Annotated in this window: 16 protein-coding genes; 11 read left to right on the forward strand and 5 right to left on the reverse strand. The window is 74.0% G+C overall.

Features of this window, described 5'->3' with window-relative positions; translation table 11 throughout:
* Positions 1-102: 102 nt before the first annotated feature.
* Positions 103-864, reverse strand: coding sequence for an IclR family transcriptional regulator (locus FB558_RS41690; protein WP_142064991.1), 762 nt, complete (start codon positions 862-864; stop codon positions 103-105).
* Between the two features lie 113 nt (positions 865-977).
* On the opposite strand from FB558_RS41690, the gene FB558_RS41695 reads away from it, so the two are divergent.
* Positions 978-1,985: a PDR/VanB family oxidoreductase gene (locus tag FB558_RS41695; RefSeq protein ID WP_484291791.1), complete on the forward strand. Its 1,008-nt coding sequence runs from the start codon at positions 978-980 to the stop codon at positions 1,983-1,985.
* Between the two features lie 12 nt (positions 1,986-1,997).
* Entirely contained in the window at positions 1,998-3,215 is a 1,218-nt protein-coding gene (locus FB558_RS41700; RefSeq protein WP_142064994.1) for a cytochrome P450, read from the forward strand.
* Between the two features lie 98 nt (positions 3,216-3,313).
* Here the strand turns inward: FB558_RS41700 and FB558_RS41705 are convergent, their stop codons facing one another.
* From FB558_RS41705 to FB558_RS41715, 3 genes are all read right to left on the reverse strand, one after another.
* A complete protein-coding gene (locus FB558_RS41705) occupies positions 3,314-4,885 on the reverse strand; it encodes an MFS transporter (RefSeq protein WP_142064997.1) in 1,572 nt (523 codons plus the stop codon).
* Between the two features lie 174 nt (positions 4,886-5,059).
* Positions 5,060-6,268, reverse strand: coding sequence for an amidohydrolase (locus FB558_RS41710; RefSeq protein ID WP_142065000.1), 1,209 nt, complete (start codon positions 6,266-6,268; stop codon positions 5,060-5,062).
* A 298-nt stretch (positions 6,269-6,566) separates the two neighbouring features.
* Positions 6,567-7,565: an AraC family transcriptional regulator gene (locus FB558_RS41715; RefSeq protein ID WP_142065003.1), complete on the reverse strand. Its 999-nt coding sequence runs from the start codon at positions 7,563-7,565 to the stop codon at positions 6,567-6,569.
* 135 nt (positions 7,566-7,700) lie between these two features.
* On the opposite strand from FB558_RS41715, the gene FB558_RS41720 reads away from it, so the two are divergent.
* From FB558_RS41720 to FB558_RS41760, 9 genes are all read left to right on the forward strand, one after another.
* Positions 7,701-8,414 carry a hypothetical protein gene (locus FB558_RS41720; protein WP_142065006.1) on the forward strand — a complete coding sequence of 238 codons (714 nt, stop codon included), beginning with the start codon at positions 7,701-7,703 and terminating at the stop codon, positions 8,412-8,414.
* A 209-nt stretch (positions 8,415-8,623) separates the two neighbouring features.
* Positions 8,624-10,231 (forward strand): ABC transporter substrate-binding protein, encoded by a 1,608-nt coding sequence (locus tag FB558_RS41725; protein WP_142065009.1) that lies wholly within the window; start codon positions 8,624-8,626, stop codon positions 10,229-10,231.
* 14 nt (positions 10,232-10,245) lie between these two features.
* Positions 10,246-11,193, forward strand: coding sequence for an ABC transporter permease (locus FB558_RS41730; RefSeq protein WP_142065012.1), 948 nt, complete (start codon positions 10,246-10,248; stop codon positions 11,191-11,193).
* Positions 11,190-12,083: an ABC transporter permease gene (locus FB558_RS41735; RefSeq protein WP_142065015.1), complete on the forward strand. Its 894-nt coding sequence runs from the start codon at positions 11,190-11,192 to the stop codon at positions 12,081-12,083. The genes FB558_RS41730 and FB558_RS41735 overlap by 4 nt, the downstream gene beginning before the upstream one ends.
* A complete protein-coding gene (locus tag FB558_RS41740; RefSeq protein ID WP_142065018.1) occupies positions 12,080-13,084 on the forward strand; it encodes an ABC transporter ATP-binding protein in 1,005 nt (334 codons plus the stop codon). The genes FB558_RS41735 and FB558_RS41740 overlap by 4 nt, the downstream gene beginning before the upstream one ends.
* Positions 13,081-14,151, forward strand: a complete 1,071-nt coding sequence (locus FB558_RS41745) for an oligopeptide/dipeptide ABC transporter ATP-binding protein (protein WP_211367224.1) — start codon at positions 13,081-13,083, stop codon at positions 14,149-14,151. Before FB558_RS41740 ends, FB558_RS41745 begins: the two co-directional genes overlap by 4 nt.
* A 14-nt stretch (positions 14,152-14,165) precedes the next feature.
* Positions 14,166-14,525 carry a Zn-ribbon domain-containing OB-fold protein gene (locus tag FB558_RS41750; protein ID WP_142065021.1) on the forward strand — a complete coding sequence of 120 codons (360 nt, stop codon included), beginning with the start codon at positions 14,166-14,168 and terminating at the stop codon, positions 14,523-14,525.
* On the forward strand, positions 14,522-15,670 hold the full coding sequence (locus FB558_RS41755) for a thiolase family protein (RefSeq protein ID WP_142065024.1): 1,149 nt from the start codon (positions 14,522-14,524) through the stop codon (positions 15,668-15,670). Before FB558_RS41750 ends, FB558_RS41755 begins: the two co-directional genes overlap by 4 nt.
* Positions 15,667-16,698 (forward strand): TIGR03617 family F420-dependent LLM class oxidoreductase, encoded by a 1,032-nt coding sequence (locus tag FB558_RS41760; RefSeq protein ID WP_142065027.1) that lies wholly within the window; start codon positions 15,667-15,669, stop codon positions 16,696-16,698. Before FB558_RS41755 ends, FB558_RS41760 begins: the two co-directional genes overlap by 4 nt.
* Here FB558_RS41760 and FB558_RS41765 read toward each other — a convergent pair.
* Positions 16,652-17,341, reverse strand: coding sequence for a TetR/AcrR family transcriptional regulator (locus FB558_RS41765; protein WP_142065030.1), 690 nt, complete (start codon positions 17,339-17,341; stop codon positions 16,652-16,654). The genes FB558_RS41760 and FB558_RS41765 overlap by 47 nt on opposite strands.
* Positions 17,342-17,403 lie beyond the last annotated feature (62 nt).

Raw genomic sequence — 17,403 nt, forward strand, 5'->3', positions numbered from 1 at the left:
CGCCGGAGCACGTTCGAGGGGAACACCCGGCTGCGGGCCAGGGCTGACGTGCGGCAGGTGGTCGAGCCCGATGTGCTCGGATGGCGCCCACTTGCCGTCGAGTCAGCAGGGGGAGCGCACCGCGGCGGATGATCGGCTGATGCCGCGGGCGGCGGCGAGGAGCACCGGCACGTGGGTCTCCGCGCGTCCGTCGTTGGGAACGATCACCGAGAGCGTGGCGACGACGTCGCCGAGCCCGTTGCGGATCGGCACCGCGACGCCTGCGGCGTTCTCGTGGACGTGGCCGGGCAGCACCGCGTACCCGCGGCGGCGGGTCTGCGCGAGTGCTGCGCGCAGCGCGTCGGCGGTGGTGATCGTGCTCGCGGTGTAGCGGTCCAGCGGGCGGGTGAGGACGCGTTCCAGCAGCGAGGCCGGGGCGTGGGCGAGCAGCACGTGCCCGGAGGAGGAGATGTGCAGCGGTAGCCTGCCGGCGATCCGCGAGTAGTTGACGACCGCGTCGCGGGCCGAGAGCCGTTCGACGAACAGCACGTCCTCGCCGTCGCGCACCCCGAGTTGGGCGTGGTGGCCGACCACGGCGTGCACGTCCTCCAGGTAGGGCATGGCGGCGTCGCGCAGCGACAACGTGGGGGAGGCCCGGGCGGCGAGCTCCCACATCCGCACGCCGATGCGGACCTCCCGGTCGGGTCCGCGCTCGAGCAGCCCGTGCGCGGTGAGCTCGGCGATGAGCCGGGACGCCGTCGCCACGGGCAGGCCGGTGCGGCGGGCGATCTCCGACACCTGCAGGGCGGTGTCGTCGGAGCTGAACGCGGCGATGATCCGCACCGCGCGCGCGATCGACGACTCCCCGGTGGCGGTGCGCGACACGGTGGACAGTGTTCCAGCCGCGCAGGCGTCACCTCTCGCTTCTCGTCCATTGAGACTGCGCTTCGCCGACGGGTCCGCCTGACGCACCCTTCGGGGAACGACGAGGAGGTCGCGTGGTCCACACACTGACCGGGGTGGTCGGCACCGATCGGGGCCCGATGTCGAGGGGCAGGCCGTCCGCGGACGTCGCCTCGGTGCGCGTCACGGCGAAACGGCTGGTGGCCGAGGACGTGCTGACCCTGGAGCTGGCGTCCCCGAGCGGGCTGCGGCTGCGGGACTGGGCACCGGGCGCGCACGTCGACCTGGTGCTGCCGAACGGGATGACCCGGCAGTACTCGCTCTGCGGGGACCGGTGGGACCCGTTCACCTACCGGGTCGGGGTTCTCCGCGAGGCGAACGGCCGCGGCGGGTCGGCGTTCGTGCACGACGAGCTGCGGGTCGGCGACATGGTCGGGGTGGGAGGACCGCGGAACAACTTCGCGCTCGTGCCCTCGGAGCAGTACCTGTTCGTGGCCGGGGGCATCGGGATCACACCGCTGTTGCCGATGGTGCGGCAGGCCGACGTGCTCGGCGCGGACTGGCGGCTGCTCTACGGCGGGCGGCGCCGCGCGTCCATGGCGTTCCTCGACGAGCTGGCCGCCGACGGGGACCGCGTCCAGGTCGTCCCGCAGGACGAGTGCGGACTGCTGGACCTGCGGCGGTTCCTCGGCGCGCCGCGCCCGGGCGTGAAGATCTACTCCTGCGGGCCTGCGCCGCTGCTGGCGGCGATGGAGGCCGCGTGCGCGGGCTGGCCCGCGCACGCGCTGCGCACCGAGCGGTTCGTCTCCGAGGAGACGGCTGCGCCGGTGCGCCGGGCACCGTTCGGCGTCGAGCTCGCCACGACCGGGGCGACCGTGACCGTCCCGCCCGAGAAGACGGTCCTCGAGGCCGTCGGCGAGGTCGGTGTGGAGGTGCTCTCGTCCTGCCGGCAGGGGATCTGCGGGACCTGCGAGACCGGCGTGCTCTCCGGGGAGCCGGACCACCGCGACTCGCTGCTGGACGACCACGAGCGCCAGGCGGGCGACTGCATGTTCATCTGCGTGTCCCGTGCGCGCAGCGACCGCCTCGTGCTCGACCTCTAGGAAGGCGGACCAGTGACCGCGACCCTCGAACCGGGCACCGCGCTGCCCGCCGACGACGCCGACCCCTTCAGCCACGAGGTGCTGGAGGACCCGCTACCGCTGCACGCCGCGCTCCGCGACGCGGGCCCGGTCGTGCACCTGACCCGCTACGACGCGTACGCGTTCGCCCGCTACGAGCAGGTGCACGCCGCGCTCGTCGACTGGCAGGGCTTCCAGTCCGGAGCGGGGGTGGGGCTGTCCAACTTCCGCTACGAGAAGCCGTGGCGCCCGCCGAGCCTGCTGCTGGAGGCCGACCCGCCGCGGCACGACGCACCGCGACGGGTGCTCGCGAAGGTGCTCGGCCCGCGGGCGCTGCGCCGGCTGCGGGAGGCGTGGTTCGCCGACGCCGACATCCTCGTCGAGCAGGTGCTCGCCGGGCCCGCGGAGTTCGACGCCGTCACCGCGCTCGCCGAGGCGTTCCCGCTGCGGGTCTTCCCGGACGCCGTCGGTGTCCCGGCGCAGGGGCGGGAGAACCTGCTGCCCTACGGCGACCACGCCTTCAACGCGTTCGGCCCCTCCAACGACCTGGTTGCCAAGGGCGCGCCCCGGGTGGCCGAGCTGTCGGCGTGGGTGAACGCCCAGTGCGCCCGCGACGTCCTGTCCGGCGACGGGTTCGGGGCCGCGATCTGGGCCGCGTCCGACCGCGGTGACATCACCCCCGAGCAGGCCCCGCTGGTCGTCCGATCGCTGCTGACCGCGGGCGTGGACACGACCGTCCACGGCCTGTCCGCCGTCCTGTACGCCTTCGCGACCAACCCCGGGCAGTGGCGGCGGCTGCGCGCACAGCCGTCGCTCGCCCGCGTCGCCTTCGACGAGGCGGTGCGCTGGGAGTCACCGGTGCAGACGTTCTTCCGCACGGCGACCACGGACGTCCGCGTCGGCGAGCACGTCGTCCCGGAGGGGAAGAAGATCCTCATGTTCCTCGCGGCGGCCAACCGCGACCCGCGGCGCTGGGCCGACCCCGACGCGTTCGACCTGTCCCGCGACCCGTCCGGTCACGTCGGTTTCGGCATGGGCATCCACCAGTGCTTCGGCCAGCACGTCGCCCGGCTCGAGGCCGAGGCACTGCTCACGGCGCTGGCCCGCCGGGTCGACAGCATCGAGCTCGCCGGCCCGACGCGGCGGCATCACAACAACACGCTGCGCGCGTGGGAGAGCATCCCCGTCCGGGTCCGGGTGACGGAGGACTGACGAGGCCGTTGGTCTGCACCGGTTCCGCCGGCGCCGACGACAGCGATGGCCGCCGTTCGTCGCCGCGTTCGCGTTCGCCCGGCGCAAGGTGCTCGAGCTCATCGCTGGGGGAACCCGTCCTCGGTGCGTGCGGGGTCCTCCGTCGGGGCCGCGGCGACACCGACCCTGCGGAGCGCGACGGCGGCGACGCACGCGCCCACGACGGCGATGACCGCGCCGGTGAGGGTGGCGATCTCGAGACCGTGGGTGAAGGCGTGGCGGGACGCGGCGAGCAGCGGCTGCGCGGTTGCGGCCGGGAGATCGGCGGCGATCCTGGCGGCTCCGGCCAGGGTTTCGCGTGCCGTCTCGGCCTGCCCGGCATCGACCCCGACGAACGAGTGGGGCAGATCGGCCCGGTAGACCGCGACGCTGATGCTTCCGAGCAGCGCGATGCCGAGCGCGCCGCCCAGCTCGCTCCCCGTCTCGGACACGCCGGAGGCAACGCCTGCGCGTTCGGGCGGCACGGTTCCGACGACGAGGTCGGTGGCGAGTGTGATGACCGGCGCCACGCCGAGGGCGAGCAGCACCGACCCGGACACGACGACGGCGAGCCCCGAGCTGACACCGGCCTGGCCGACCGTGGCCAGCCCGGCCGCCGCGACGGCCAGTCCGGCCGCGACCACGAACCCCGGGCGGAGCGCGCGAACCAGCAACGGCACCACCAGCGCTCCCGCGATGAACCCGAACGCCGACGGCAGCGTCCACAGGCCGGCGACGAGCGGCGAGCGGCCGAGGACGAGCTGGAAGTACTGCGCGATCAGCAGGAACGTCCCGAAGTTCACGACGAAGGACAGCGTGTTCGCGCCCAGGGCGGCGACGAACGCCGGTCGCCGGAACAGCTCGAGGTCGATCATGGGATCGGGCAGGCGCCGCTGGCGCCGGACGAACACGACCGCGAGCACGACACCCGCGACGACCGGGACGATCGGCGCGACGCGCCACCCGTTCTCCGCGAAGTCCTTGAGGCCGTAGATGACGGCGAGCACGGCGACGAGGCAGAGGAGCGCGCTCACCGCGTCGAACCGGCCGGGCGCCGGGTCCCGGAACTCCGGGATGAGCCGCGGTCCCAGGACGAGCAGCAACCCCATCACCGGCACGGCGATCAGGAACACCGATCCCCACCAGAACGCCTCGAGCATCGCCCCGCCGACCAGCGGCCCGATAGCCGCACCCGTCGAGAAGCTCATCACCCAGATGCCGATGGCGGTGGTCCGCTCGCGCGGATCGGGGAACATGTTCGAGATGAGCGACAGGGTCGACGGCGCGAGGGTCGCCGCGGCGACCCCGAGGAGCGCGCGGGTGGCGATGAGCATCCCCGGCGTCGTCGAGAACGCCGCGAGGATCGACAGGGCACCGAAGGCCGCCGCTCCGATCAGGAGCAGCCGTCGTCGGCCGATCCTGTCGCCGAGCCGGCCCATGGGGATCAACCAGCCGGCGAGCATGAACCCGTAGATGTCGGTGATCCAGAGGAGCTCGGTCCCCGACGCGTGGAGGTCCTGCGCCAGCGCGGGTGCGGCCAGGTAGAGGACGACGAGGTCCATCGAGTACAGGACGCACGGCAGCGCGATCATCGCGAGGCCGTACCAGCGCCTGGGATCCGCTACCCCGCTCGGCGATGTCGGCTCGTCCATGATGTCCTCCTCCTCCCGGCCCCGGCGGGGCCGCTCGGAGGGACATCGGAGCCCGGAAGCCGGTCTCGACATCGGGTCGCCGGTTCCGTACGCCGGGCGGAACCGACCCACAGCTCGGAACACCGGCATCCGGCCGACGGGCCGGGCGGCCGCGTTCCGATGAACGCGGCGGGGTCAGCGGAGCTCGAGCGCGTCGGCGACGACGCGTCCGGCGTGGATGACGGTGCGGTCGGCGCCGCGGTCCATGACGGCGGCGGTGACGGTGTCGCCGTCGAGGAGGAGCAGTTCGGCGGGGTCGCCGACGGTGAGGCCGGGGCGGTCGGCGGTGCTGCGCAGGCGCGGGGCGGCGGGGTCGAGGATGGATGCCCCGCCGCTCGAGGCGACGGCCAGGCAGTGTTCGACGAGCTCGTCGGCGCGGTAGCGGTGGGTGAAGGCGAGCTGCCAGGTGCGGTCGAGCATGTCGGCGTTGCCGTAGGGCGACCAGTAGTCGCGCTGGCCGTCCTCGCCGAGGCCCACGCGCACCCCGGCGGCGGTCAGCCGGTCGACGGGGATCGCCGTGTCGACCGACGGCGCGACCGTGGCCATGGCGACGTCCAGCTCGGCGAACTCGTCCAGGAGCCTGCGGGTGGTGGCCTCGGACACGCCGCCCAGGGCGTAGCCGTGGGAGATGGTGACCTTGCCCTGCATGCCGCAGGCGCGGGTGCGTTCCAGGATGAGGTCGGTGCTGTAGACGCCGAGCTCGCCGGGTTCGTGCAGGTGGATGTCGACGGGCACCTGGTGGCGCTCGGCGAGGCCGAAGACGATGTCGAGGTGGCGCACCGGGTCGCGGTCGAGCAGGCACGGGTCGATGCCGCCCATGACGGCGGCGCCGCCGCGCAGCGCCTCCTCGATCAGGGGGACGACGCCGTCCTCGCGGAGCAGGCCTGCCTGGGGGAAGGCGATGATCTCGACGTCGCAGCGGTCCGCGTGGGCGTCCCGGGCGGCGAGCACGGCCTCGAACCGCTCCAGGCCGCAGTCGGCGTCGATCTGGGCGTAGCTGCGCACCCGGGTGGTGCCGCGGGCCACCATCATCCCGAGCGTGTGGGTGGCGCGCTGCGCCACCGGCCACTCGGCGTCGCGCCAGTGCTGCCGGTCGTTGAGCACCATGTTCCAGATGCCGGGCGAGGCGGTGTGGGGGCGGAACGGCAGCCCGAGGCGGGTGGAGTCGAGGTGGACGTGCACGTCGGCGAACGAGGGCACGAGCAGCCGGCCGCGGCCCTCCACCACGTCCGCCGGCGGGCTGCTCCCCGGCGTGTGCGGGCGGATCGCGCTGATGCGCCCGTCGGCGAGGTCGACGTCGCTCAGGTCCCCGCCCCAGGGGCGGACGGCGCGGACGGTGGTCATCGATGTCTCCTTGGGGGCGGGTCAGGACGGGGGAGCGTGCCGGTCAGGCCGGCGAGCTCGACGTTGCGCTCGGCCTCTGAGCCGGGGCCATCGTCTGCTGGACCAGTAGGGCGAAAGTACCCGGCGGCCGTCGGCGGCCGGCCGGCTGCGCGACCGTGATCGCCGGTTCCGTGCGCTCCCTGCTGTGCGAACCGCGCTGACCGCACTGAAGCGGCGATCACGCGCGGGTTTGCACTGCTGCGCGACCGAGCCCGACGCCGCCGGCGGTATTGATCTGCGCACGACGCCGCGCGGTCCGTCAGCTGGGTCGCGCGCCCCGCAGGGTGGCCGACGGCGGCTCGCCGAACGCGGATCGGTAGGCCAGGGCGAACCGGCCGAGGTGCGCGAACCCCCACCGGAGGGCGACCTCGGTGACCGAGACGCCGCTCTCCGCGGTGCCGGCGAGCAGTTCCGCGCGCACCCGCTCGAGCCGGACCTGCCGCAGGTACGCCGTGGGCGTGGTGCCCACGTGCGTGCGGAAGCCCTGCTGGAGTGCCCGCACCCCCACGCCGACCGCCGTTGCGACGTCCTCGACAGTGAGCTCCTCGGCCGCGTGGTCCCGGATGAGCTCGACGGCGCGGCGCACTCGCGCGGGCGCCACTGCTCTGTTCGGGGGCCCGTGCAGGAGCGCGGAATGGGAGTGCCGTGCGGCCAGGAGCAGCCCGGTGATCGCCAGCTGTTGCAGGTGCCGCCCGACCGCGGGGTGGGTGGCCAGTGTCGGCCCGTCCTCGATGTCCCGCCGGACGAGATGGACGATCTCGAGCCAGCGGCGCGAGCGCGGGGCGGTCAGGTCCAGTTCGAGGTCGAAGCGCAACGGCTCCTTCGGGGAGTGGCCCAGCGTGTTCCGCAGGGTGTGCTCGATCGCGTCGCGGTCGAACCACACCAGCAGGTGCGGGCTGCCGGGCTGCCAGTGCAACGTCACCGGCCGGCCCGGTGAGACCAGGACGGCGCTGCGGCCCGGAAGCGCCGTCACGTGCTGCTGTCGTGCGGTGGCGGACGCTGCGCCTGCGAGCGGGATGTGCACCAGGTGGAAGCCGGCGACGTGCTCCGGGGTGATCCGGACCTCGGCCCCGTAGTCCAGGTAGCACAGCGCGATAGGTCCGAGTCGTGCGACGTGCTGGCGGGCCTCGAACGCGGTGGCGGCGCCGAGGACGTCCAGGCCGTGCCAGCAGAAAACCTGCCCGACCCTCTCGCGGGCCTCGTCCCGGTCGTGAGTGCGCAGGATCTCGTGATCCGCGAGCGGAAGCTCCTGCGTCAATCTTCCTCCCGGCTGCGTTTCCCGGACACCAGCTTCGCGCAGCGGATCGCGTGGCCGCGAGCGGGTGCCTAGCGTCGCCTCGACCGGTGGCGCTGGTGCGGGGACGGATCGACCTGTGGGGGACGCGTGAGGCGGATGGGGAGGTCCGGGCCGGGACCGGGCCGCTTCGACGGGCTGCGCGACGGCGTGGCGGGCTGTTTCGGCTGCCTCGTCGCGCTGGTCGCGGTGGCGGGGGTGCTCGGCGGGCTCGGATGGGTGGTGTGGCAGTTCGTGGTCATGCCGAACGCCGTGGGCCCGAGCGAGGATCGGTACAGCCCGACGGCGAGCCTGTCCGACGTCTGCTCACCCGGCGCGTGGCGCTACTTCCCGGATGCTCCGGCCTACGCGGGGAACGGGCCCCACCAGATCGAGGTCTACCAGGGGTACACCACGGCGTGGCGGGAGAAGCAGTACTACGGCGTGAACGTCCCCGTCGAGATCAGTAAGGTCGTCGGTGCGGATGTGCCGATCGCGGAACGTGTTGCGTGGGCCGCCACCGACGCCACGAAGACGCGGCTCGTCGCCTGCATCGAACCCGCGGGGGACGCGGTGGACACCGGGCTACGGTGTGAGTACCCGGACGGGAGCGCCTCGCTGTACCAGCGGATCGCGACGCTGTGGCTGATCGAGGTGCGCACGGCCAGGGTGATCGCCGAGTGGGAAGACCTCGCCCCCGGGGATCCGCAGTGTCCGGGCACAGCCGTCGTCGACGCGGACAACCCCCGGATCTACGGGCCCGGGCCCGATCTCGGGGACGTCGTGGAGCGGGTGCGGTCCTACGTTGTGGGTCCGGCCGAACCCGGCCCGTGAGCCTGGGGATCGAGATCGACGAGCAGGCCGTGGTCCGCGGATGCGGGACCGGGTGCAACGGGTAGGAGATCTTAACGTTCGCTCGGCCGAGCGGCCCGCGCTGCCGACGCCCGGCCGACGCCGCGGGCCCGGATCTGGGCGAGATACTTGCTAAACGTCCAGGAAATTTGTAGCCTCGGCCCGCGTCTCATCGACGCGGGAGAACACCGATGTTCGCTCCGAGGGAGGCCGCCGTGGTCCTGCCGATCCGGCTCCGTGAACGAACGACGACCCGCCCCCGCGCGGGCGCTGCGCGCCGGCTCACCGGCGCGGCGACGGCGGCACTGGTCGCCGCCGTGCTCGCCGCGTGCGGCGGTGGGGAGCCGGCAGGCGGCCCCGCTGGTGGCTCGGGGAGCTTCGCGTGGGGTTATCCCACGATGGCGAGCTCGCTCGACCCGCACCACGCAGGCCAGTTCGACATCATCTTCCTCAACCCGATCTACGACACGCTGCTGCGCACGGACGAGAACGGGGAGTTCGTCCCGGGGCTCGCCACCGAGTGGGACCTGTCGGAGGACGGGCGCACCCTCGAGCTGACACTGCGCGAGGGAGTGCAGTTCTCCGACGGCGCGCCGATGGACGCGGAGGCGGTGCGTGCGAGCCTGGAGCACGCCCGCGACCCGTCCGCCTCCACAGCGGGCGACATCGACGTCATCGAGACGGTCGAGGCCCTCGACCCGACGCGGCTGCGGCTGACCATGTCCGAGCCGGGGGCGCACGTGCTGGGCGCGCTCGCCACCGAGGCGGGCATGGTGATCAGCCCGAACGCGCTGGCCGCACCCGATCTCGCCCGGCAGCCCGTGGGTGCGGGCCCGTACCGGCTCGTCTCCTACACCAACGACGAGGTCCGCTACGAGGCGTGGGACGGCTACTGGGACCCCGGATCGGTGAAGACCGACCGGCTGGAGATGCTCGGGCTCCGCGACGACAGTGCCCGGCTGCGCGCGCTGCAGTCCGGCCAGCTCGACGCGGCCTACCTGCGGCCGTCGCAGATCGAGCAGATCAGGTCCGGCGGCATGGAGCTGATCAGCAGGCCGCGCACGCTCATCTACGCCGTGATGCTCAACGTGGCGCGCAGCGGGCTCGGTGACGAGAACGTCCGCCGCGCGCTGATGCAGGCCATCGACCGGCGCTCGATCGACGTCAATCTGCAGAACGACGGCTGCGAGCCGACGGTGCAGCCGTTCATCGAGGGCTACTGGCCGCACGTGCCGGGCCTGGGGGACCGCCCGGAGGCGTGGTTCGACCCCGACCGCGCACGGCAGCTGCTCGCCGAGGCGGGCCACGGCCCGGCGAACCCGCTGCGGCTGACGATCACATCGACCAACATCTCCCAGTACCAGACCATCGCCGAGGCGCTGCAGGACCAGTTCGCCGCCGTCGGGATCGAGGCCGAGCTGCGGGTGGTCGAGTCGACCCAGTCCACCGCGACCGTCCGGGCCGGTGACTTCGACGCGTACGTGGGGCCGATCGACGTGGGGCGGCCGGACCCGACGACGTTCGTCGCCGACTACTACCTCGCCGGTGGCGCCGGCAACCCGGGCGGGTTCGACCTGCCCGGCGGCCAGGAACTGCTCACGCAGGCGCGGTTGTCGACCGACACCGCGGCGCGCCAGGAGCCGATGCGACAGCTGCTCGAGTCCGCGTTCGCGGCCGGCCCGCCGGTCGTCCCGATCTGCGCGCCGGACAACGTGATCGGCACTGGTAACGGGGTGACCGGGGTGGTCATCCCGCCGTTCGGCACCTACGAGTTCCGGGCCGCCCAGGCCGCCGGCTGACGCGGGGGACCACGATGAAGGTCGCGAGGATCGCCCGTCGGATCGGCGCTCTCCTGCTCGTCGTGTGGTTGGTCCACCTGCTGACGTTCGCGCTCATCCGGCTCGTCCCGGGGGACGCCGCCGAGCTCGTCGCGGGCGAGCGGGCCACCCAGGAGCAGGTCGACGCCATCCGCACCGGGCTCGGCCTGAACGACCCGCTGCTCGTCCAGTACGGCGAGTCGCTCGGCGGTCTGCTCACGGGCGACTTCGGCGAGTCGCTGTTCTCCGGGCAGCCGGTGAGCGACATGCTGCAGCGCGCCGCACCGGCGACACTGTCGATCGCGCTGGTGGCGCTGGTGCTCGCCGTGCTGTTCGGCGTGAGCGGCGGCGTGCTGGCCGGGCTGCGGCCGGGCGGGTGGCTCGACCGGGCCGTCTCCACGGTGGCCGCGCTCGGGATCGCGATGCCCAGCTTCTGGGTGGGGATGGTGCTGGTCACCTTCTTCGCGCTGGTCAACCCGTGGTTCCCGGCAACGGCCTACGAGCCGCTGAGCGAAGGTGCCGGACCGTGGCTGCGCCACATCCTGCTGCCGGCGGTCGCGCTGTCGCTCGCGGTGGGGGCCGAGGTCGTGCGGCACACCCGCGGCGGTGTGGTGGACGTCCTCGAACGCCCCTACATCCGCACCGCCCGGGCCCGCGGGGCGTCCGGGGGGTGGCTGGTGCGCAAGCACGTGCTGCGCAACGCCGCGATACCGGTGGTCACGGTCATCGGGCTGCAGACCGGCCGCCTGCTCGGCGGCACGGTGGTGGTCGAGGCGGTCTTCGGGATCTCCGGCCTCGGCTCGCTCGCGATCGACGCGGTGCTGCAGCGCGACTACCCGGTCATCCAGGGCTACGTGATCCTGTCGGCGCTGGTCGTGGTGCTGGCCAACCTGCTCGTCGACCTGGCGTACGGGCGGATCAACCCGAAGGTGCGTACGGCATGACGGCGACCATCGAGACCCCGGACCCGGCCGCCGGGGCCGGGCCCGCCGCGGGCCCGGCCCGGCCCGGGCTGCTGCGCAGGAGCCTCCGGCGGCCGGCGAGCGCACTCGCGGCGGGCTACCTGGGCCTGCTCGTGCTGGCTGCGGTGGCGGCCCCGCTGCTCGCCCCGCACGACCCCAACCTGCAGGACCTCGCCAACCGGTTCGCAGGCCCGAGCGCGGAACACCTGCTCAGCACCGACGAGTTCGGCCGTGATGTCGCCAGCCGGCTCGTGCACGCCGCCCGGGTCTCGCTCGCAGCGCCGCTGATCTCCCTCGCGGTGGCGATCGCGCTCGGGGTGCCGACGGGGCTGCTGGCCGGCCTGCGCCGCGGCCCCTTCGACGCCGTCGCCAACCGGATCTCCGACACGCTGCTCGCCATCCCGGCGATCGTGCTGGCACTGGCCATCGTCGCGGTGCTCGGGCCGTCGCTGACCAATGCGATGGTCGCGATCGGCATCGTCTTCGCGCCGCAGCTGTTCCGGGTGATCCGCGGGGCGGCTCTCGTGGTGGCGGAGGAGACCTACATCGCCTCCGCCGCCGCGATCGGCTGCCGCACCTCGCGCATCGTGTTCCGGCACGTCCTGCCCAACATCCGGGCGCCGCTGCTGGTGCAGGTGACGCTGCTGATGGGGTTCGCCCTGCTGGTCGAGGCCAGCCTGAGCTTCCTCGGCCTCGGCGTGCAGCCACCGGAGGCGAGCTGGGGCTCGATGCTCAAGGCGGCCTACGACAACCAGTTCGAGGCGCCCTACGCGGTGCTGCCGCCCGGAATCGCGCTGATGTGCACGGTGCTCGCGTTCAACGTGCTCGGCGACAGCATCCGCGACGCCGTGGCGGGAGGGCGGACGCGATGAGCCACCCGACGACGGACGCGGTACTGGAGGTCGAGGGGCTCACCCTCGACCTCGCCGGTGACCTCGCCCAGCCCCGGCTGGTGCACGACGTGACGTTCGCGGTGCCGCCGGGAGCGTCGGTCGCGTTGATCGGCGAGTCCGGCTGCGGCAAGACGATGACCGCGATGGCGGTGCTCGGACTGCTCCCGGCCGCGGTGCGGGTGGGCGCGGGCAGCGTGCGGCTCGACGGGCGGGAGCTGCTCGGGTTGTCGCCGCGGGAGATCTCGGCCGTGCGCGGCGGCGCGGTGGGCGCGGTCTTCCAGGACCCGATGAGCAGCCTCGACCCCACCATGACGATCGGAGACCAGATCGCCGAGCCGCGGATGCTGCACCTGGGCGAGCGGCGCGCCCCGGCCCGGGAACGGGCGCGCGAGCTGCTCGAGCTCGTCGGGATCCCGGACGCGGGGCGCCGGGTGAGCTCCTATCCGCACGAGCTGTCCGGCGGCATGCAGCAGCGGGTGATGATCGCCTCGGCGATCGCGTGCGAGCCGCGGCTGCTCATCGCCGACGAGCCGACGACCGCCCTCGACGTCACCATCCAGGAGGAGATCCTCGAGCTGCTCGACGAGCTCCGGGCGCAGACCGGGATGGCCGTGCTGCTCGTGACGCACGACCTGGGCGTCGTCGCCGACGTCTGCGAGCAGGTGGTGGTGATGTACGCCGGGCACGTGGTCGAGCGGGCGGCGGCGACGGACCTCTTCGCCGCCCCGCGGCATCCGTACACGCGGGCGCTGTTGCGCTCGATGCCGGGACTCCGGGCACCACGCACGCTGCTCGACGTGATCCCCGGGCGCGTCCCGCCGCCCGGCGCGATCCCGGCGGGCTGCCGGTTCCGGCCCCGGTGCGGCTTCGCGGTCGGTGACTGCACCGCCGAACCGGGCGAGGACGCCGTCGGCGACGGCCACACCACCCGGTGCCTGCGCGTCGCACGGGGCGATCTCGACCTGGAGGTGGCGCGGTGACCCGCTCGACCCGATCCGTGGACCGCGAGGAGAAGCCCGTGCACGTGCCGGTGAGCGCAGGTGAGCACCTGTTGCGGGCCCAGGGCCTGCACAAGGCGTTCGTGCTCGCCCGCGACCTGCTGGGCAGGCCGGTCGCACGGACCACGGCGGTGGACGGCATCGACCTGCACGTCGCCCACGGCGAGACGGTCGGAGTGGTGGGGGAGTCGGGCTCCGGCAAGACGACGGTCGGTCGGATGCTCGCCCGCCTCCTCGTGCCCGACGCCGGGCGCATCGAGCTCGACGGCCGGGACGTGACGCGGGTGCGCGGCCGCGAGCTGACCGCGCTGCGCCGCACGTTGCAGGTGGTGTTCCAGGACCCGTACGGGTCGCTGGATCCGACGAAGCCGGTCGGGAGCGCGGTCACCGAGCCACTGGTGGTGCACCGGCTGGCGGGGCGCCGGGAGCTGCCCGCCCGGGCCGCGGAGCTGCTCGACGCGGTGGCGCTGGACCCGGTGCTGGCGCAGCGCTACCCCCACGAGCTGTCCGGGGGCCAGCGGCAGCGGGCGGCCATCGCGCGCGCGATGGCACTGGAGCCGCGACTGCTGGTGGCCGACGAGCCGACGTCGGCACTGGACCTGTCCACCCGCTCGGAGATCCTCAACCTGCTGCTCGGGCTGCAGCGCGACCGCAACCTGTCGATCGTGCTGATCTCGCACGACTTCGCGACGGTCCGGCACCTGGCGCACCGGATCGTCGTGATGTACCGCGGTCGCGTCATCGAGCAGGGCCCTGCCGAGGACCTGCTCGCCGAGCCCCTGCACCCCTACACGGGCGCGCTGCTGGCCGCCGCCCGGGCGGTGCGCCCGGACGACGCCGCGCCCCGGGAGCGCGTCGCGCTGCGGTCGGGGCGGGCGGCGCGCCCGGAGGCGCCGGGCGGCTGCGCGTTCTACAGCCGGTGCCCGGTGGCCATGGACGCGTGCGCCGAGGCCGACCCCGCACTCGTCGACGTCGGCGCCGGGCACTCCGTCGCCTGCCTGCACCACGACCACCGACACGGCCAGCAACACGCGCCCACCGGCGCCTGACCCCGGGAGCCCCCATGTCCGCCACGTCACCACCAGCTCCGATCCAGGGCGTCCGCTGCCGCCGGTGCGGCCGGGTCGCGGTCCCGGTGCAGGGGTTCGGCTGCGAGCAGTGCGGCGCGTCCGGGACCGACCTCGCCGAGACCGCACTCGACGGACGCGGTCGCGTGCTCGCCGCCGTCGTCGTGCACGAGCACCCGCAGCCCGACGTGCCCACCCCTGCGGTGATCGGCAGCGTCCTGCTCGACGAGGGACCGGTGCTGCGGGCGCTGCTCGCCGGCCCGGTCCCGGCCGACGGCTGGGCCGGGCGCACGGTCACCGCCACGGCGGGGGAGAGCGCGCCGGTCGTCTTCGTGGCGGCGGGAGACCCGGCGTGAGCGGCCTCGACGGCGGGCGCCGCGTCCACGTCGTCGGGATCGGGCTGCACCGGTACCAGCGGGCGACCGACACCAGCTTCGTCGAGCTCGCGCTGACGGCGGTGCGCGGCGCGCTGGCCGACGCGGGGCTCGAGTGGCCGCAGGTGGAGGTCGCCTACACCGGGACCACCCGGCTGGGGATGGGGGTGTCGCGGCCCGTGCTGCGCCACCTCGGCGTCACGGGCATCCCGATGACGCAGGTGGAGAACGCGTCGGCGTCGAGCTCGTCGGCCTTCCGGCTGGCCTGCCGGGACGTCGCGGCCGGGTTCGCCGACGTCGCGCTGGCGATGGGCGTGGACAAGGTGGGCCGCGGCGTGCGCGCCGAGCACCTCACCGGGCTGCCCCGCTTCGACGACGGATTGGTCTTCCCGGCCGTCCACTACGGCCTGCTGGCCGAGGAGTACCTGCGCCGCTACGACGCCGACGCCACCGATCTGGCCAGGGTCGCGGTGAAGAACCACGCCAACGGGGCGCGCAACCCGTTCGCGCAGCGGCAGCGCGAGCGCACCCTCGAGGAGGTGCTCGACGACCGGCGGATCGCGGGCGACCTCACCCGGCTGCAGTGCTGCCCGGTGGGGGAGGGGGCGGCGGCCGCGCTGGTGGTGTCCGACGAGGCGTTGCACCGGCTCGGCCTCGACGCCGGCCGCGCGGTCGAGGTGCTGGCGTCCGCCCAGCGCAGCGAGGAGCTCTACGGCACCCGCAGCTTCGACGCCGAGCTCACGCGCACCACCACGGCCCACGCGCTCGCCGCGGCGGGCGTCGCGCCGGCCGAGCTCGACGTGGTGGAGCTGCACGACGCGTTCACGATCGAGGAGCTGCAGTACGTCGAGGCGATGGGGCTGTGCCCGGAGGGCGAGGGCGCCAAGCGGCTCACCGACGGTGAGTTCCACGTCGGCGGCCGGGTGGCCGTCAGCCCGTCCGGCGGTCTGCTCGCGATGGGGCACCCGATCGGGCCGACCGGGGTCGGGCAGATCGCCGAGGTCACCCGGCAGCTGCGCGGTGAGGCGGGCGAGCGGCAGCAGCCCGGCGCGCGGTACGGGCTGGCCCACCTGGTCGGTGTGGGCGCCGTCTGCGTGGCGCACGTGCTCGGGGGACCGGGGAGATGAGCGGTGAGCTGCGGTTCGAGGCCCGGCTGGCCGTCGGGGACCTCGACGGTGCGGCCGCCCGCGACCAGGAGGAGCGGGGCTACGGCGGCACGTTCACGCGGGAGACGAACGGCGACCCGTTCCTGCCGTTGGCCGCCGCTGCGGTCACGACCCGCCGCATCGAGCTGGGGACCGCCGTCGCGATCGCGTTCGCGCGCTCCCCGATGACGCTGGCCTACACCGCCCACCAGCTGCAGGCGATGACCGGCGGCCGGTTCGTGCTGGGCGTCGGGACGCAGGTGCGCGCGCACGTCGAGCGGCGGTTCGCGATGCCGTGGGGTGCACCGGTCGCACGCATGCGCGACCACCTCGATGCCCTGCGGGCGATCTGGGGGAGCTGGCGCACGGGCGAGCCGCTGGCGCACCGCGGGCCCTACTACTCCCACACCCTCATGACGCCGGCGTTCCGCCCGCCGCCGCACGCGCACCCCGACCCGCCGGTGCTGCTGGCCGCCGTCGGGCCGGCGATGACCGATCTCGCCGCCACCGCGGCCGACGGGCTGCTCACCCACCCGGTCGCGGACGCCGGCTACCTGCGGACGGTCACGGTGCCCGCGGTGGAGGCGGCGCTGAGCAGGTGCGGGCGATCGAGGGATGCGTTCCGGCTGGCCGGCAGCGTGCTCGTCGCGACCGGCCGGGACGATCGCGAGCTCGGCGCGGCCACAGCGGCACTGCGCGCGCGGATCGCCTTCTACGGCAGCACCCCGGCCTACCGACCGGTGTTCGCCCACCACGGCTGGGGCGACCTGGCCGACCGGCTGCACGCCCTGTCGGTGGCGCGCGACCCGGGCCGCTGGGACGCGATGGCGGCACTCGTGCCCGACGCGGTGGTGCGCACGATCGGGGTGGTCGCCGAGCCCGCCGCACTGGTCGGCGCCGTGACCGAGCGCTACGCGGGCGTGCTCGACCGCGTCTGCCTGGCGTCGGCGGACGGTGCGCACGTCATCGACGAGGTGGTGGCGGCCGCCGCGAACCCCGGTCCGCGCTGAGGTCGCGCTCGAGCATCGCGAGCGCGGCCGCGCGGGTGCCGTCGAGGTCGAACCCGTCCGGGTCGACGAAGTACTGCAGCGCAGTGCCGCGCAGGACGGCAGCCAGCACCGCCGCGTGCCCGACCGGGTCGAGGTCGGCGCGGACGGTGCCGTCGGCGATGCCCGCGCGCAGCATCTCGATCATCGTCTCGCGCAGGCCCGTGTACGCCTCCTGCACGGCGCTGCGCACCTCGGGCGCGTCCGAGACCGACTCGGTGGCCAGCACCAGCATCACCCGCGACCCCTCGGGGCGGACCACCATGCGGTTCAGGTACGAGCCGAACATCTCCAGGACCTGTTCGAGCCCGGTCATCGTCTCGCGGCCGTGTTCGCCGACCGTCTGATCCTTGTAGGCCGTGCGGATCCGCTCGACCACGGCCTCCATCAGCTTGAGCTTGGACCCGAAGTGGTAGTTGACCAGGCCCCGGCTCAGCCCCGACTCCTCCTGGATCCGGGCCACCGACGCGGCCCGGTAGCCCTCTCGGGCGAGGAGCGCGATCGTGGCGTCGATCAGCGCGCGGCGGGAGGCCTCGGTGCGCTCGGGCTGGGTGGCAGGCGCCCCGCCGGCACCGCGCGGCGCGGGCGCGGCCGTCGCACCGGTCATCCTGGGTTCCTCCTGGCAAGAGCCGACATCGGTCGGCCGATCGTAGTGTGGGCATGCAGGTC

This window comes from Pseudonocardia kunmingensis (genome assembly GCF_006716445.1).
GTDB classification, from domain to species: Bacteria; Actinomycetota; Actinomycetes; order Mycobacteriales; family Pseudonocardiaceae; genus Pseudonocardia; species Pseudonocardia kunmingensis.

Bases quoted from the DNA above. Each gene is read 5' to 3' on its own strand.
- FB558_RS41705 (WP_142064997.1), bottom strand. From the start codon at position 4,885: ATGGACGAGCCGACATCGCCGAGCGGGGTAGCGGATCCCAGGCGCTGG.
- FB558_RS41710 (WP_142065000.1), bottom strand. From the start codon at position 6,268: ATGACCACCGTCCGCGCCGTCCGCCCCTGGGGCGGGGACCTGAGCGAC.
- FB558_RS41720 (WP_142065006.1), top strand. From the start codon at position 7,701: ATGGGGAGGTCCGGGCCGGGACCGGGCCGCTTCGACGGGCTGCGCGAC.
- FB558_RS41725 (WP_142065009.1), top strand. From the start codon at position 8,624: ATGTTCGCTCCGAGGGAGGCCGCCGTGGTCCTGCCGATCCGGCTCCGT.
- FB558_RS41730 (WP_142065012.1), top strand. From the start codon at position 10,246: ATGAAGGTCGCGAGGATCGCCCGTCGGATCGGCGCTCTCCTGCTCGTC.
- FB558_RS41735 (WP_142065015.1), top strand. From the start codon at position 11,190: ATGACGGCGACCATCGAGACCCCGGACCCGGCCGCCGGGGCCGGGCCC.
- FB558_RS41740 (WP_142065018.1), top strand. From the start codon at position 12,080: ATGAGCCACCCGACGACGGACGCGGTACTGGAGGTCGAGGGGCTCACC.
- FB558_RS41750 (WP_142065021.1), top strand. From the start codon at position 14,166: ATGTCCGCCACGTCACCACCAGCTCCGATCCAGGGCGTCCGCTGCCGC.
- FB558_RS41760 (WP_142065027.1), top strand. From the start codon at position 15,667: ATGAGCGGTGAGCTGCGGTTCGAGGCCCGGCTGGCCGTCGGGGACCTC.
- FB558_RS41765 (WP_142065030.1), bottom strand. From the start codon at position 17,341: ATGACCGGTGCGACGGCCGCGCCCGCGCCGCGCGGTGCCGGCGGGGCG.